Annotated in this window: 11 protein-coding genes; 8 read left to right on the forward strand and 3 right to left on the reverse strand. The window is 50.6% G+C overall.

Annotated features, from left to right (window positions below):
• Window positions 1-92 precede the first annotated feature (92 nt).
• The 3 genes from ACX93W_RS13215 to ACX93W_RS13225 all read left to right on the forward strand — a co-directional run bounded on the left by ACX93W_RS13215 (window position 93) and on the right by ACX93W_RS13225 (window position 10,131).
• Window positions 93-2,204 carry a TerD family protein gene (locus tag ACX93W_RS13215; RefSeq protein WP_459392840.1) on the forward strand — a complete coding sequence of 704 codons (2,112 nt, stop codon included), beginning with the start codon at window positions 93-95 and terminating at the stop codon, window positions 2,202-2,204.
• 167 nt (window positions 2,205-2,371) lie between these two features.
• Complete coding sequence (locus ACX93W_RS13220; protein ID WP_459392841.1) at window positions 2,372-8,524, forward strand: choice-of-anchor L domain-containing protein; 6,153 nt, start codon at window positions 2,372-2,374, stop codon at window positions 8,522-8,524.
• Window positions 8,525-8,658: 134 nt separating this feature from the next.
• A complete protein-coding gene (locus ACX93W_RS13225) occupies window positions 8,659-10,131 on the forward strand; it encodes a protein adenylyltransferase SelO (RefSeq protein WP_459392842.1) in 1,473 nt (490 codons plus the stop codon).
• 105 nt (window positions 10,132-10,236) lie between these two features.
• On the opposite strand, the gene ACX93W_RS13230 is transcribed toward ACX93W_RS13225, so the two are convergent.
• Entirely contained in the window at window positions 10,237-10,746 is a 510-nt protein-coding gene (locus ACX93W_RS13230) for a hypothetical protein (RefSeq protein ID WP_459392843.1), read from the reverse strand.
• A complete protein-coding gene (locus ACX93W_RS13235) occupies window positions 10,743-11,282 on the reverse strand; it encodes a hypothetical protein (RefSeq protein ID WP_459392844.1) in 540 nt (179 codons plus the stop codon). Before ACX93W_RS13235 ends, ACX93W_RS13230 begins: the two co-directional genes overlap by 4 nt.
• Window positions 11,283-11,655: 373 nt before the next feature.
• On the opposite strand from ACX93W_RS13235, the gene ACX93W_RS13240 reads away from it, so the two are divergent.
• Entirely contained in the window at window positions 11,656-11,979 is a 324-nt protein-coding gene (locus ACX93W_RS13240; protein WP_459392845.1) for an MGMT family protein, read from the forward strand.
• Here ACX93W_RS13240 and ACX93W_RS13245 read toward each other — a convergent pair.
• Complete coding sequence (locus ACX93W_RS13245; RefSeq protein WP_459392846.1) at window positions 11,974-12,618, reverse strand: GntR family transcriptional regulator; 645 nt, start codon at window positions 12,616-12,618, stop codon at window positions 11,974-11,976. The two genes, ACX93W_RS13240 and ACX93W_RS13245, sit on opposite strands and share 6 nt — an antisense overlap.
• Window positions 12,619-12,942: 324 nt before the next feature.
• Between ACX93W_RS13245 and ACX93W_RS13250 the strand changes: the two genes are divergently transcribed.
• From ACX93W_RS13250 to ACX93W_RS13265, 4 genes are all read left to right on the forward strand, one after another.
• Window positions 12,943-13,812, forward strand: a complete 870-nt coding sequence (locus tag ACX93W_RS13250; protein ID WP_459392847.1) for a transporter substrate-binding domain-containing protein — start codon at window positions 12,943-12,945, stop codon at window positions 13,810-13,812.
• A 22-nt stretch (window positions 13,813-13,834) separates the two neighbouring features.
• Window positions 13,835-14,491 (forward strand): amino acid ABC transporter permease, encoded by a 657-nt coding sequence (locus ACX93W_RS13255; RefSeq protein WP_459392848.1) that lies wholly within the window; start codon window positions 13,835-13,837, stop codon window positions 14,489-14,491.
• On the forward strand, window positions 14,488-15,210 hold the full coding sequence (locus ACX93W_RS13260; protein WP_459392849.1) for an amino acid ABC transporter ATP-binding protein: 723 nt from the start codon (window positions 14,488-14,490) through the stop codon (window positions 15,208-15,210). The genes ACX93W_RS13255 and ACX93W_RS13260 overlap by 4 nt, the downstream gene beginning before the upstream one ends.
• An 86-nt stretch (window positions 15,211-15,296) precedes the next feature.
• Entirely contained in the window at window positions 15,297-16,493 is a 1,197-nt protein-coding gene (locus ACX93W_RS13265) for an ornithine--oxo-acid transaminase (RefSeq protein WP_459392850.1), read from the forward strand.
• Window positions 16,494-16,531 lie beyond the last annotated feature (38 nt).

Below are 16,531 nucleotides of genomic sequence, written 5' to 3' on the forward strand. Positions count from 1 at the left end.
CTTCCTTCTCTTACAAACTTGGTGTTCTAGAGATGCGGCTCTCCTGCTTGTGATTTATTTTTGAACTTGCACGATTGGGAGGCGACGTGGTTATGTCGACAATTTATAATGAAATTTATTTGCGCAGAAGCCGAAAATGGATCATGAAACGCGGCGTTTATCAATTGCCCCGTACCTATCTGGCTTCTGCTATGAAAAATATAGAGGGACTTGGCTTTACCTTTTCGAAGGATCTGATCGCAGTGCTGGAGTCGCAATCGCTGGAAGACTTTACGGCTTTTTACGCCGAAATTGAAGGTCAGCTTAGAGAGATGATAGGGGCGAACAAAACCTACAAACCGATGTATCCCGGCTTTCCTGAGCAGGTCATGGCCATGTCGGATGCCGAGATGTACATAGGCGCCATGATTCATTATCTCACGCTGGCTCTGCCGGTTGAGGGCAACAGCCAAAAGGCAGCGACTTCCGAAGAAGCGTCGCTCCAAATAGCTAAGCTGAACATAATCGAGCTTGGCGATGAAGCTGATTTTTTTGATGCGATAAAAAATTTGATTTCCGCAAAAACCTCCATCTCGCCAACAGACAAGGAGCATCTGGCATTTGTCATTGAGATGGAAGACAATGTATCCAGGCTGCTCCCGCAAGAAATCCCTCTGAAAGAAAATGTAGGTTTTGTTGTGGGCCTGCTGTTGAAGTTTGGGAAGGCACGGGGGGATGAAGTCGGGAACTATTTTAAAACGGCAACGGATGTCCTGCGTCTGGCAACGGCCTTGTCGGAGGGAGACGTAAGTCTTGCTGCAAATACGGTTTACCGGAAGTTTAAACGCAGCGAGCGCCGTCTGATTCTTTCCTTGTTGGAGCGAAGCGGAAATGTGGTGGAGGATATGCTTCGCCACCGGGACCGCTGGAAACGTCTCGGCGAAATTCTGCATCCCGCGGAGTACAGGAGCCGGTTTCCCAAAACGGCCGAAGCTTTTGATATTCTTCGCAGCGGGCAACCCGTCGACACGTTCGGCGGACGGGTAGAGCAGGCGCTGCGTTGGCATAATCCGGGGTTGGCCGCAGAGCTTTTGGCAGAGCGTCCGGGTGAATTCGCCCGTCGTCTTGACCATTTGCTGCGGGTGCACCGGGAGCCTTATGAAATTATTATTTTGTTCAGCGATCTTGCGGAAAAGGTGTCGACGCCTGTGCTGCTGCAGGTTATGGCCCACTTCAGCGGGCGTCCATTGAAGACGGAATGGAGGACATTTTTCCCGAAAGGCAATGTAGGGAAAGCAGTTGCGATCAAAAACGAGCTGCCCTACATGCCGGCAGACGTATGCGAATCAATTGTTTCCTTGTGCAGGCAGGCTTTGCTGGACCGTTTTGCTAAACTGCCGTCGCTGGGTAAAGTGTACATTGACGAGCGTTTGAGAGGGCATCATGTGCCATTTGCCATGCGTTCCGCAAGCAAATCGCTTCGTACCTTGGTTCGAGGCAGCCGATTGGCCATGCCGGAGGGCGATACCATCCGATTTTTCCTGTGGTGGAAGGAAGGCTTGGTGAACGGCGTGCATACGGACCGGGTAGATATTGATTTGTCTGCGGTCATGTACAACAGCGGGTGGGACTATATGGAGCATATTTCGTATACCAATCTGCGTTCCGCCAAATACGAAGCCGCCCATAGCGGCGACATCGTAACCGCGCCAAAAGGCGCATGCGAATTTATCGACATCGATATTCCTTCTGTACTGCGGTATGGCGGCCGGTATGTGGTTGCATCGCTGAATTCGTTCACGAGCCACCCGTTCTGCGATCTGCCGGAATGTTACGCTGGATGGATGATGAGAAGACGTCCGGATTCCGGAGAGGTATTCGAGCCTGCAGCGGTGGCGGATAAAATTGACTTGGCTGCGGACACCCAAATTTCGATTCCCGTCATTCTGGATCTCCTGAAGCGGGAAATCATCTGGTGCGACCTTGCGTTGAAGCGCCATCCGGACTACTACAATAATGTGGAAGGGAATCAATGCGGGCTGACGGCCATCGGCCGCGCCATGACCTCCGTCATTAAACCTAATCTGTATGAATTGTTTTTGCTGCATGCAGAGGCTAGAGGCGAGCTGGTTTCCGGGGCTGCGGAAGCGGAGACAATATTTGCTCTGGAGGAAGGCGTCACGCCCTTTCATCATGCCGCTATTATGGCAGAGTACATTGCTTAGCAATGTGCTCTTTTTTTGTGTTTTAGGCAATAGGTTCTATGACTAAATTCACAGGAAACGGAGTAAATAATGGGAATGTTTAGAACATGTTCAGAGCCCATTAGTATAATTAGTTCATAAGGCCTGAGGCTTCGTAGGTCCAGGGACTGATAATGGGAGGGCTGAACGTGAAAATAGTAAGAAAAAAGATACTAAATGTATGTCTGATTGTTGCTATGTTACTGACATTGCTGCCCGGAGTGGGTAAAATCCAAGCCGCCGGCGGATTGGTGGTTACGCCGGTAGCGACCGCTAACGAACTGGTCAACCACATATTGGGCAGCGGCATTACGGCTAGCAATGCAACAGTAACTGGCGCTGCAGTCGCATTTGGAGCCTTTACAGGTGGAAAAGATATCATCGGCTTCGAAAACGGTATTATTTTGAGTACCGGAAAAGCGGCGGATGTTGTTGGGCCAAATTCCAGTACCAATAAGAGCACAAACAATAACACAGCTGGCGATAGTGATTTGACCGTTGCATCAAAAGTCAGTACATTCGATGCAGCAGTCCTTGAATTTGATTTTGTACCGGCATCGGATACTCTTTCCTTTCAATACGTGTTCTCTTCTGAGGAATATAATATGTATGCCAATACAGAATACAATGATACTTTTGCATTTTTTGTAAATGGAGTCAATGCAGCAATTGTCCCTGGTTCGGAACCGCCTATTCCCGTATCCATTAATACAGTAAACGGCGGAAATCCATTTGGGACCGACGCTAAAAACGAAGTGTATTTTATTAACAATGAAATGACAACAAGAGGAAGCAACAGTGTAAACACAGCAATGAATGGTTTAACGGTCGTCATGTCTGTTTCCATTAAAGTAAATGCTGGAGTAACTAATCATATCAAGCTGGCAATTGCAGATGGTTCCGACAGAACTCTGGATTCCAACGTCTTCATTAAAGCAGGCAGCTTGAACGACCGGGAAGCTCGCCCAGGCAGAATGGAGATTAATACAAGAGCAAGTTACGATGTGCGGATCGACCGGGCCGTAGGCAGCGACGGAACGGCAACCGTGGGTTGGAAAGCAAAGGATGAGGACGGAAAAGTAGTTGCTTCCGATACTGTGACCTTTGCGGATGGCGAAGAGTTCAAAATCATTACCGTTCCTGCAACTACAGTGACGGTTGAATTGAGCAATCCAACAGGCGGGGCAACAATTGGAGATGGGCACGAATCGCAGCCGTTGAGCGAAATCCCCGATTACAATGCAATTCCGCCATCCAGTCCGTCTATCGATGTCACAACGCCAAATCCGCCAACCAGCGTTGAGGTTGCTCTAACGGCCGAACCTCTTGCGAGCATTCAATATAAGCTGGGCAACGGCGACTGGCAGTCCTATACAGGGCCAATTACAATCAGCGAAAATACAACAATTGTGGCGAGAGCAGTTGGCCAAAATGGCTTGACCAGCCAAGAAAGCAGCTATACAGTGACAACGGTCATTAGCCGCTCGCCGCAAGCTTCGGATATTTCGGCGAATGCAACTACGGAAACCGTGACCGTTCAGAACGTGCCCCCGGGAGGTACGATCGAGGTCTATGACGAAAACGACGAGTTAATTGGTACGGCCACTAACACGGGGGAAACGGAAGGCCAGGTCGAAGTTCTGATCCCTGGCGGTCTTGGCGACAAACAACCCATTAAGGTTGTTCAGAGAGAAACCGGTAAACCGGCAAGCCAGCCAGTTAACCTAACGGCCGAGTATGACCCTTCCACAGCGCCGGCAGCCGAAAATATTGCGGCTAATGCTACGACAGGAATCATTACCCTGAAAAACGTGCCTGTCAGTGTCCTGGTCAGCGTATATGGCCATAATGGCAACGAATGGGTCCTAATCACCTCTGGCACCAACACCGAAGGGCAGGATGAATTCCATTTGCCGGTCCCTGGAGGACTTGCCCCTGGTCAACAGCTGCAAGTATCGTTAACCGAACCCAATAAAGCAGAGAGCCCTTTTGCTGAAGTAACAGCGGTATATGATCCTACTGAACCGCTTCAATCCGACCAAACCTCCGCAAGCGCAACAACGGGAGAGTTGACGGTTAAAGGCGTTCCGGCCGGTGCTACGGTTTATGTCTATGACGGAGCAGGCGGCGTGCTTGGAACAAGCACCAATACGGAAGAGAACCCGGCTTCGTTGGTTATTCCCGTGGATGGCGGTTTGGAAGAGAATCAGACCATCTATGTGAGCATAACTGAAGTGAAAAAATCGGAAAGCGACAAGATAACAGTCCAAGCAGTCAAAGAGTTATCTGCAACGCTGGACTCGTCCACTATTGCCGCTAATGCAACAACGAACGAAGTGATTTTGACCGATATTCCGCTTGGCGCACTCATCACAGTGACGAACAAGCAGGGTGAAATAATTGGCTCCGCTATTCAAAACGATCCTTCAACAGGCACCTTGAAGGTTGCGATTCCAGGCGGGCTCCAGCATCAGCAGGAAATTTTCATTGCTATTACGGAAGACCGGAAGCTGGAGAGCGGAACTGTATCTGTAATCGCAAGCAAAGAAACAACGGCGGCTCCTGATGAAGGAAGCGTTCTTGCCAATGCTACTACCGGCGAGGTAACCGTACGGCAAGTGCCGGCTGGCGCAACTGTAAACGTATATGATTCCACTGGCAAACCCATTGGTCAGAAAGTTAGCAACGGAAGCATTGCAGGCGAGGTCATCATCGCCATTGAAACGGGCCTGGTTGCTGGCGAACAGGTTAAAATTACAATAACGGAAACGGATAAGCTGGAAAGCTCGGACGTTACCGTTACGGCAGCCAAGGATCCTTCGGCCGTCCCTTCGCGCAATGATGTTCTTGCCAATGCGACAAATGATATCGTAACTGTGCGCAATGTGGTTCCTGGCGCGGTCATTTCAGTATTTGACGCCGATACAGGAGAGGTAATCGGTACTGCCAGCAACGAAGGCGTCATTTTGGGAGAAGTGCGTGTAGCGGTTGAAGTTGTTTTAAAGAATGGACAAGAGTTGAACGTTACAGTAACCGAGCCAAAAAAATCGGAGAGCGGAGCGGTTAAAGTTACCGCAGTCGCCGATCCGTCTTATGCCCCGGCGGAAGGAAGCATCTTGGCGGATGCTACAACTAAGGGGGTTACCGTCAAGCAGGTGCCTGCCGGAGCAGTTGTAAGAGTTTATGACGCTCAGGATGCCCTGATCGGAACAGCCTCCAATGACACAGGTGCCACAGCAACGGTGACCGTGTCCATTGAAGGCGAACTGAATGATAATCAATCCATTAAAGTTACCTTGACGGAAGTGCGCAAGCAGGAAAGCCAGCCTGCTTCGGCTACCGCGCAGAAGCAGCCTACTGCGTCCCTTGAGGAGTCGGATGTACTCGCTAATGCTACCACAAGCGAGGCAACGATTCAGCGCGTGCCTGCCAACGCTACGGTTCGAGTTTACACGAGCGAAGGCGTGCTCATCGGCACGGGCACTAATGAAGGCGCCGAACCGGCTGCCGTCATCATTGAAACCGATGTTGAATTGCAAGACGGCCAATCCCTTCAAGTAACGGTAACAGAGTTCCGCAAGCGTGAAAGCGCGGCTGTAACCGTAATAGCCTTGCTGGAGCCTTCTTCTGCGCCATCCATTGAAGGAGCCACAGCTGATGTCAATACACGTACGGTAAAAGTACCCTCTGTTCCAGTGGGAGCTACGGTTACGGTATACGATGAAAAAGGTCAAGTCATTGGACATGCTGTAAATGAAACGAATATTGAAGGCACAGTGGAACTGACCGTCGACGTAGAGCTAGAGCACGAGCAGCCGCTGAGGCTGACCATCACGGAAAAAGGCCGTGCAGAAAGCGTAGCGGTTGGTGTACAAGCGCTGAAATCGGATGATGACGCCGTCAACGATGCTGCCAGATTGCTCAAAATCGGTTTCTCCGACGGAGATACCTGGGAGAGCGTAACGGCGCCGTTATTCCTGCTAACAGCAGGTCATTATGCAACCAATGTAAGCTGGACTTCCAGCAAGCCATCCGTCATTGAACTGACCGAGCCGGCTAATCACGAAATCGTCAGCGTTATCCATAGGCAAGCAAGGGATACAAGCGTTGTACTGACAGCTACCGTTTCCAAAAACGGCAAACAGGCTGTTCGTACCTTCTTGTTGATTGTTAAAGCAAGCGGATCGCAAAAAGAAGAAAACACGGATTATATTCGCAACGTCAATGTTTCGGATGGAAGCGATACGGTTGCAACCTTGCCGATCCGCAGAATCGAAGTGACGGATCAGAACGGTGGCAAATCGAATATCGACAAAGTAATCTTTACTCAGGATAAGGCTGAGGAATTGTCAGGAAGCGCGGGTAGCGGTGTTCAGGAAGTCAACATTATCATTGACGAATTGCCTGGCGACGCCCCTGAGGAAATTGCAGTTGAGGTGCCTGCCGGAGCGGTTGCGGCAATAGCCGATGAAGGACTGAAGCTGAATGTGCAGACGGAATATGCCGTCTTGACACTGGATGCGGCCCAGATCGAAGCTATGAAACAAAATTATCTGGACTTGTTCTTCCGCCTTGTGCCTATTAAGCAGGAAGCAGCGAAGCAGGATGTGAAAAAAGAGATTCCTTCCGATTATGATTCCATGCAGGTGTCATTGCTGGGGAACCCTCTGGAAATCGATACAAACTACAGCGGTTATGCTACAAGCTTGTTTATTCCTTTTGCCAAAAGCGGAATTGATATCACAAGTGTAAACCTGAGCCGTTTGCGCGTGCATATCATCCACAGCGATGGCGAAAAGGAGATGCAGCAAGGAACGATCGTATACAACGACCAAAATGAACCGATCGGCATGACTGTACAGATTGATAAGTTTAGTACATTCTCGATCGTCGAGCTGAAAAACTATCCGTACCAGCCGTTGGTAGCCAGTTCCATCACCATCAAGGCTAACTTGGGATCCGACAATGATGCCGACGGCACTGCGGCACTGGACGTTGATGTGAAACGTTCCACCAGCCCGGATGGCAGCAAATCGGACAGCATCATCATTCTTCCAGGGCAGGTTGAGGGAGTTATTGACGAAGTGCGCGAGAAGGGGCAGAACGGTATTAAAATCGTTATCCCCGATGACAAAAAAGAGGTTCGCTCTACAGAAGTAACGCTTGAAGCCGGCACGCCTTCGTTATTCGCAAGCGAAGGCATAGCCATCACAATTGAAACGAGTCAAGGAACAGTATCGATTCCGGCCAAATCATTGGCGGACATTAACGGTGCCGCTACGATTACGATTGATGCAATCGGGTCGTCCACCGGTTGGAAGCCCGCTTCCGAAACGCTTAAGCAGGTTGATGCGGTCATTGGAAATCTGCCTGCTCCAGCTGTTGTTGGTTCTCCTGTCCAAATCGGGGGATCTCTCTCCGGCCGCGCGGTTACTGTATCGCTTCCTATAACACTTCCTTTAATGGGAAATGAAGCGGCAGGCGGAAATCAGGAGATCGACGACAAACTGCAATCACTTGCGCTTTATATCGAAAAGGCGGATGGAACTAGCAAGCTTGTGAAAGGCACAGTGGTCAAGCAGGCTGACGGATCGCTGAGATTAAGCGCTGAAGCCGAAGTTGGCGACAAGATTGCATTATTGCAATGGGATGAGCAGGATCTGGAAGATTTCTGGGATTCTATTGCTCCGTTCCACGTCAAATATATGAATGGTTATCCCGATGGCACGTTCAAGCCTGAACGGGGCATTAGCCGGGCGCAGCTTGCTGCCGCAATGGTTCGTGGTCTGGGATTGGAAGCCGGGATTAGCGAGAATCCGACTACTGGCTTTGCCGATGTTGCTGCAACTCATTGGGCAGCAGGTTATATCAGCGTCGCGGTTGATATGGGATTAATGACAGGTTATCCAGATGGCGAATTTAAACCGGAGCGCGTCATTTCGCGTGCAGAAATGGCTTCATTTGCTGCTCGTTACGAAAAATTGAGCTTCACCGAACACGAGGGTGCTGTATCGCCTATAAGCGATGTGGACAACCACTGGGGAGCCAGCGCAATCGATGCCGTGGTGGCATCCGGCATCATGACGGGATATGAGGACGGCACATTTGCTCCAAATCGCGAATTGAAGCGGTCGGAAGCCGTTACAATCATTAACCGTTTGTTGAGACGCGGACCGCTGTACAATCTGGAATCTCCTGCATGGTCTGACGTGCCGGAATCGCATTGGGCGTACCATGACATTGCGGAAGCGAGCTTGGACCATAGTTATGAGCTGGTTAATGGAAGAGAAGAGTGGAAATGAAATTAATGGCTTGGCACAGGCGCGGGACATGTCGTTTATGGCGACAGGTTCCGCCCTGTTTTTTTAATGTAGAAGAATTTGGTGTCCATTCTTTTTTAGGGGTATAATAAGTCCAAAGTAAAGGAGGGTTCACGATGGCGGATAAAATACAACAGGATAGCGGATGGGATTGGGACAACACGTACGGCAAGTTGCCCTCTTTTTTATATACCCGAATGGAGCCTGCGGCGGTCCAAAATCCCGCGATTGCCATATTGAACGCTCCGCTTGCCGCTTCCATGGGTTTGGATGCAGCCAAGCTTGGCGATGAAGATGGAATTGCGGTGCTGGCAGGCAATGTGGTGCCGGAAGGGGCGGATCCATTAGCCCAGGCTTACGCCGGCCATCAGTTCGGCTATTTCAATCGGCTTGGCGATGGACGGGCGCTGCTTCTTGGCGAGCATGTGACGCCTGACGGTCGGCGGCTGGATATTCAGCTGAAGGGCTCCGGAAGAACTCCTTATTCGCGAAGCGGCGACGGAAGAGCTGCGCTTGGTCCGATGCTTCGGGAATATATCATCAGCGAAGCGATGTACGGATTAGGCATTCCGACAACCCGTAGTTTGGCAGTTGTTACAACGGGCCAGGAAATTGTGCGCGAATCCTATCTCCCCGGCGCGGTGCTGACGCGAATTGCTGCAAGCCATATTCGGGTGGGGACGTTTCAATATGCGGCCCAGTGGGGCAAAGCGGAGGATGTCGGGGAGCTTGCGGTTTATACGCTGCATCGGCATTACCCCAATGCCGGAATGGAAGGCAGTCCAGCGCTGCTGCTGTTGAAGGAAGCCATTGCGCGTCAGGCAGAGCTGATTGCCCGCTGGATGCTGGTTGGGTTTGTTCACGGCGTCATGAATACCGACAATATGGCGATTAGCGGCGAAAGTATCGATTATGGACCCTGTGCTTTTTTGGACACGTATGACCCGGATACGGTTTTCAGCTCCATTGACAGCGAAGGCCGATATGCCTACCGCAATCAGCCGTCGATCGCGGCCTGGAATTTGGCCAGATTTGCGGAGACGCTCCTGCCGCTGCTAGACAGCGATCGGGAGGCAGCCATTGTCATTGCCCAAGAAGAGGTAAGGCGTTTTGAAGAGCAATATCGGGAGCATTGGCTTCGCGGGATGCGCGCCAAGCTTGGTTTGTTCGGCGCAGAATCCGGAGATGAAGAAATGGCGCAAAAGCTGTTGGATCTGATGAGCGAGCAAAAGGCGGATTACACCGAAACATTCCGGTTGCTGACACTGGGTAGACCCGAAGGAACTGCTCTAGCCGGAACGCCGGCTTTTGCCGACTGGCTGGAGGCATGGGATTCCCGCAAGAAACGGCAGGAGCGAACGGCGGAAGACAGCTTTGAGCTGATGAAGCAAAGCAATCCGTCCGTTATTCCCCGCAACCATCGTGTGGAGGAAGCGTTGGAAGCGGCGGAGGAAAACGGCGACTACAGTGTGTTGGAGCGGCTTCTGGCGGTGCTTGCCAATCCGTTTGCTTACACTGCTGAGCAGGAGGCATACGGCCCCGCGCAGGACGGCAGCTGCGGCAGATACGTGACGTATTGCGGTACCTGAGCAAATAGAAACAAGCAGTAGGCCAAAATCTGAATGGTTCTTGAGAAAAGCATATGCGCGGAAGAATTTTTCACATGGCGGGCGTCTTCGCTGAAACTCTTTTGCTCAACTTATCCGGAGATAGTTTTTGAGGGGCGCTACATCGGTGGAGTAGATGACCATGTTCCCGAAGGGACCTTCCTGCTCCCCGATTGGCGAGGCGAACTTGCTATAGAGGCGATTCAGATAAACATTTTCGGCAAGCGCTTCGAACTGCAGCTTGTTAACTTGCGGAGCGTCTGTCAGGATGATGCGTACAAATTCCCGTAAGCCCGTATAAAAGACGCGGCTTTGCCGGTAACCCGGGCTTAAAATGGTAGTGGGAATAAATGCGGTTGTTCCGTTGGCGTCAAACTGCTGCTCTTCATCCACGATCATGTAGTGCCCGGCCCCTACGATTTGCTCCATGTCATTCAATACAAGAACAATTCGTGCTTCCTGCAAATAGCCTACAAGATGCGCGATAGCGTCTCCGAACATATAAGAGGCATGAAACTGCTTGCGGTGTTGAATAAAATAATTGCAATACGCCGCATATTCCTCATCGGCCCTGCAAAGCTTGAACGATACGTTCACCCCGTCCTGCCTCCTTTATGGCTGCCTTTTTCCTTCAGCTTGTCGGCATAAGCGCTCCATTCCGCTGCGTTGCCGTGATATTCCAGTATTTGACCATGGGCAGTGTCCCAACTTGCCTTCTTTTCCCCAAGCTTGTCGCATAGACGTTGAAGGCCGAGATCCGAAGGCACCCAAAAGCGGAATTGCCGAATTTCCTCACTTTGCTCCTCCACATGCTCCATCAGACATTGAAGCGCTGTCGCCAGAAGCCTGCCGCCCCGATGATCCTCTGATAAATACACAAGTTGAAGCTGGGCAACATGGGTATCCTGATACTGGTTTTCGCCTGTGCCCCGAATATATCCAAATGCGCCAGCGACCTCATCCTGGTCATTAAAGCATAGGAAAGCTGCGCCAACCAGCAAAGGACTGGCTAGAAAATGGAATGCCGTGGGAAAGGCATAGGGGAGATTCAAACCACTATATCGGTCTAGCAAGTAGGATGTATAGAGCTGGCCATAAAACTCGGTTTTGCATTCCTGAACATAATAACCCATTCTACACCCCCGGAGGATTTCAAAAAAAATAGGCACCCCCTGTGTCCTGCCAAACACGGCCAGTGCCTTGTTGCAATATTGCTTCCTTACTTTGCTGCCGCTGTTCTGACTTGCTCGCTTGCTGCCAGCTTCTGCAGAACGCTGATTTTTTGGATCTTGACGCTGTTTTTTTGGTCTTTAATGCTTGGTGGTGCTGGATACATGGTATCACCCCCCTTTCCTTATGCCCTCATTATATATCAGAATTTGCAGAAAAAAAGTAATCCCGATTACAAAATTTATGATTTTTTTCACTAAGTTTCTCAAAATTCCGGTAAAGGCGGACAGTTGGTCCGGCATGAGATAAAATGGGTAAAGGAAAGGGGATGCAAGCATGCAGCCATTTACACAAAGGGTAATTGAAGTGATTAAAAATATTCCGGAGGGGTATGTCATGACCTACGGCCAGGTAGCCGGCATGGCGGGTAGCCCGCGCGCGGCGAGGCAGGTGGTGCGCATTCTTCATTCCATGAGCGCCAAGCATGGGCTGCCGTGGCATCGTGTCGTAAATGCAAAAGGGGAAATCGCCATCATGGATGACGAATCCCGTTTTGAGCAAATGCTGTTTTTGGAGGGGGAAGGCGTTGATATCGGTCCAAACGGGCGTATTGATCTGGAACGTTTTCAATACCCGGGCGACAATAACAACCACTTATAACATTTCGTCGTCGATGATACGCCAGTGATATTGCAGGGCAGCCTCCAGCCCGGCTTTATTGGCGGTCCGGAACAATTCAATAATCTTCCGGTGCTCCCCGTTTACTTGCCTCAGCACTCTCGCCAGCTTTTCCTTATCGTCGCTTGTATAAGCTTGCTTGATAAAGCTGTTTTTCATGGACCCCAGCAGCTCAATCAAGGTCGGGTTATTACAATGAAGGGTATAAATCTCGTGAAAGCGGTATTGATCGCTATAATAATCATCGAAGTAGCGTCTGTCGATGTCTGCATCGATTTTGTCCACGAGTTCCTCCATGGCCATCAGCTGCGAAGGCTTGAGGTGCTCTGCTGCAAGGGTAGCAGCCAACGCGTCAAGAACGCCGATGATTTGCGAATAATCCAGCTTCTTTTTGGAATCAAAAGCTTTTACTGTAAATCCCCTGCGGGGAATATAAACAAGCAAATTATCGGAAGCAAGCTGAAACAGCGCTTCCCGTGTAGGCGTGCGGCTGATGTCCAGACGTTTGCAGATTTCGGCCTCGTTTATTTTCTGATTGGGCTGAAGCGTTCCGTCTTGGATTTTTTCAGCAATGTAATGGTACACATGGTCCTTTAATGATTGATATTTGGGCGCCTGCATAGGCTAATCTCCTTTGCTCCCGTTGTTCATGCTTCATTTTAGCACTCGGCTTTGTCCAGTACAAGAAAATTGACAATTCTCCCATGTGAAAAGGTTAATATAGCAGGGTGGTTGATAAAAAAACAAGACATAACGCAAGAAAATATCACATAGAATAAGATATTCGCGTAAGACAAGACCGAATTTTCAAAAAAGTATTGTAGGACGACAATACAGATGTTATAATTTCTAACATGAATATGATGGTATATTGTATATTGTATACAATATTCATTATGGGTAATCGGGCAAAAAAATAGACAAGCGGAAAAGGGAGAGATGGGAATGAAGAAGGGACTCGTATTAATCGTGACAATGATTGTTATGCTGGTGGCCGCAGCTTGCGGCTCAAGCAATGGCGGCAGCAGCGGAGGTAGCAGTTCTCCAAGCCCGTCGGCGTCAAGCGAGCCAAGCCCGACAAGCGCCGCGACAGAGGAGCCAGCAGGTCTATCCTACGATAAGCTGGTGCTTGGAACAAGCGCCGACTACGCTCCGTTCGAATTTAAAGCCATGATCGACGGCGTGGATACCATTGTTGGTTTTGATATCGAAATCGCCAAGGCAATCGCCAAGGATCTGGGAGCGGAGCTGGAAATTCAGGATTTGGATTTTGACTCCCTGCTGATGGCGTTAAACACGGATAAAGTGGATTTTGTTCTCGCCGGCATGAATCCGGATGATGAGCGCCGTCAGGCCGTTGATTTCTCAAGCATCTATTACAACGCATCGCAAGGCGTGCTGGTGAAGAAGGAAAATGTGGATCAATTCAGCACCGTTGATGATTTGAAAGGGAAAAAGATTGGCGTACAAAGAGGCTCGACTCAAGAGGGTCTTGCTCAGGAAATTGAGGGAGCTAAGCTGACATCATTAGCGAAAATTCCGGAATTGATCATGGAGCTGACCAGCGGGCGTGTTGATGCATTGATTGTGGAGAGGCCGGTAGCCGAGCAATATTTGACCACTCAGGACAGCATCGCGCTTTCCGCAGTCGAAATCGAGCAGCCGATTGAAGAAACAGGATTCGCCGCGGCGGTGAAAAAGGGCAACCAGGAGCTGCTGGATGCTATTAACGCCACACTTGACCGTCTGATTGCAGCCGGCGACGTTGATCGTTTTGTAGTCGAAGCAAATGAACTGGCTGGTGAAGCGGAATAAATTGCGGACGGAGAAACAGCTTATGATGGACTTAAACTTTGCATTCATGGATAAGTATTGGCTGACCTTTCTAAAAGGAGCCTGGCACACGCTGGAGTTGTCGTTTTTCGGCGTGCTGCTGGGCACCGTCCTCGGGGTACTATTTGCCCTGATGCGCATTTCGAAGCTGTGGCCGCTCAAAATTGCGGCCTCGGTCTACATTGAAGTTATCCGGGGAACGCCGATGCTGGTTCAGGTATTTATTATCCATTACGGTTTGACCAGCTTTGGCATCAATCTGACGGCTTTTACGTCGGGAGTGATAGCCTTAACCATTAACAGCGCGGCCTATATGGCGGAGGTTTTCCGAGCGGGTATTGAAGCCATCGACAAGGGCCAGATGGAGGCGGCGCGTTCGCTCGGTATGACGAGGGGCATGGCTATGCGCCATATCGTTCTTCCCCAGGCGTTTCGCAACATGCTGCCGGCGATCGGCAACGAATTTATCATTATTATTAAGGATTCCTCGCTCATTTCGGTTGTAGGCATATCGGAGCTGATGTATACGGCCCGAACGGTGCAAGGCTCCACCTATTTGCCAATGGAGCCGTTGCTGGTGGCGGGGGCGCTCTATTTTGTAATGACATTTACGCTATCCAGGCTGATGTTATGGCTTGAAGGGAGGCTGCGCCACTCATGATTAAAGTTCGAAGCCTCTACAAATCGTACGGTAAAAACGAAATTTTGAAGGGCATTACAACAACGGTGTCCAAAGGCGAAGTTGTTGTAGTCATTGGCCCCAGCGGCTCCGGCAAAAGCACCTTTCTGCGCTGCCTGAATCGGCTGGAGGAGCCAACAAAGGGGCAGATCCTGCTGGAAAACGTGGCGATCACCGACAAAGGCGCGAACCTGGACCTGCTGCGTCAGCGCATGGGCATGGTCTTTCAACATTTTCATCTGTTTCCGCACATGAGCGTCATGAACAATATTATGCTTGCTCCCGTCAAACTGAAAAAATACAAGAAGGATGAAGCAGAAGGAATCGCCATGGAGCTTCTGAAAACCGTTGGGCTGGAGGACAAACGCGACCAGTTTCCCTCGCAGCTGTCTGGCGGGCAAAAGCAGAGAATTGCCATTGCCAGAGCGCTCGCTATGAAGCCGGACGTTATGCTGTTTGACGAACCGACATCATCGCTTGACCCCGAAATGGTTGGCGAGGTGCTGGATGTGATGAAGAAGCTTGCCCAAGACGGCATGACGATGGTTATCGTCACGCATGAAATGGGTTTTGCCAGAGAAGTCGGCGACAAGCTGTTGTTTATGGATGGCGGTTATATCGTGGAGGAGGGCGTGCCAAAGGAGGTATTCCAGAATCCGAGCCATCCCCGCACGAAGGACTTTTTGTCCAAAGTTCTGTAAGAAGCGGCATTAAAGGACAAAGTTCCTTTTGCCCTTTTGATGAATATTGTATTTTGTATACAAATATTGAGGGGAGTAGATACAAAATGCCGGTTCAATCGTCAACCCGCTATATCGAGCTGGCGGAGCAGTACGGCGCAAGAAATTATCATCCTCTGCCGGTTGTGGTGCAAGAGGCCAGGGGCGTTTGGGTAACGGATCCGGAAGGCAATCGGTACATGGATATGCTGAGCGCCTACTCGGCGCTTAACCAGGGCCATCGGCATCCTGTCATTATTTCCGCGCTGAAGGAGCAGGCGGATAAGGTCACCTTGACCTCGCGCGCCTTTCATAACGATGCGCTAGGCATCTTTTACGAAAAGCTGGCGTCCTACACCGGGAAATCCAAGGTATTGGTCATGAATACAGGCGCGGAAGCGGTAGAATCCGCAATCAAGGCTGTTCGCAGGTGGGCCTACCGCGTTAAGGGCATTCCGGACAATGAGGCCGAAATTATTGTTTGCCACGGCAACTTCCACGGCCGGACGATTACGATCACTTCGTTTTCGTCGTCGGAGGAATATAAGGATGGTTTTGGACCGTTTACGCCGGGCTTTAAGCTGGTTCCCTATGGGGATCTGAAGGCGCTGGAAGAGGCGATTACGCCCAAAACGGCGGCGGTATTAATTGAACCGATTCAGGGAGAGGCTGGGATCGTTATCCCTCCTCAAGGTTATTTGAGCGAAGCGGCCCGATTGTGCAGAAGCAATGACGTGCTGCTGGTTGCGGATGAAATTCAGACTGGCTTTGGCCGGACGGGACGGCGTTTTGCCTCCGATTGGGAAAACGTTGTTCCCGACATCTACATCATGGGCAAGGCGCTTGGCGGAGGCGTCATCCCCATATCTGCAATAGCGGGAGACGATGAAGTGCTGGGCGTATTCGATCCCGGCTCGCACGGCTCGACGTTTGGCGGCAATCCGCTGGCCTGTGCCGTTGCTTCCGCCGCCCTGGATGTCACTGTATCGGAGGGGCTGGCAAACCGTTCCGAGGAGATGGGGCGTTATTTTGCCGGACGTCTGGAGGAAATACGCAACAAATCCGTGGTGGACATAAGAGCGCGTGGGCTGTTTATCGGCATGGAAATGGACGGCCCGGCCCGGCCTTACTGCGAAGCCATGATGCGAATGGGACTGCTGTGCAAGGAGACGCATGAAAATACGATTCGTTTTGCCCCGCCTTTAATTATCGACAGGCATGAAATCGATTGGGCCTTGGAGCGGATAGCGCAAGTGCTGGGTTGATATGCGAGGGCGGCAGAAGAGTCATTCCATAGAGGGAG

The sequence above is a fragment of the Paenibacillus sp. CAU 1782 genome (assembly GCF_054551715.1).

Excerpts from the sequence above, each read along its gene's own strand:
- ACX93W_RS13215 (WP_459392840.1), top strand. The coding sequence starts at position 93 with ATGTCGACAATTTATAATGAAATTTATTTGCGCAGAAGCCGAAAATGG.
- ACX93W_RS13225 (WP_459392842.1), top strand. The coding sequence starts at position 8,659 with ATGGCGGATAAAATACAACAGGATAGCGGATGGGATTGGGACAACACG.
- ACX93W_RS13235 (WP_459392844.1), bottom strand. The coding sequence starts at position 11,282 with ATGGGTTATTATGTTCAGGAATGCAAAACCGAGTTTTATGGCCAGCTC.
- ACX93W_RS13240 (WP_459392845.1), top strand. The coding sequence starts at position 11,656 with ATGCAGCCATTTACACAAAGGGTAATTGAAGTGATTAAAAATATTCCG.
- ACX93W_RS13245 (WP_459392846.1), bottom strand. The coding sequence starts at position 12,618 with ATGCAGGCGCCCAAATATCAATCATTAAAGGACCATGTGTACCATTAC.
- ACX93W_RS13250 (WP_459392847.1), top strand. The coding sequence starts at position 12,943 with ATGAAGAAGGGACTCGTATTAATCGTGACAATGATTGTTATGCTGGTG.
- ACX93W_RS13255 (WP_459392848.1), top strand. The coding sequence starts at position 13,835 with ATGATGGACTTAAACTTTGCATTCATGGATAAGTATTGGCTGACCTTT.
- ACX93W_RS13260 (WP_459392849.1), top strand. The coding sequence starts at position 14,488 with ATGATTAAAGTTCGAAGCCTCTACAAATCGTACGGTAAAAACGAAATT.
- ACX93W_RS13265 (WP_459392850.1), top strand. The coding sequence starts at position 15,297 with ATGCCGGTTCAATCGTCAACCCGCTATATCGAGCTGGCGGAGCAGTAC.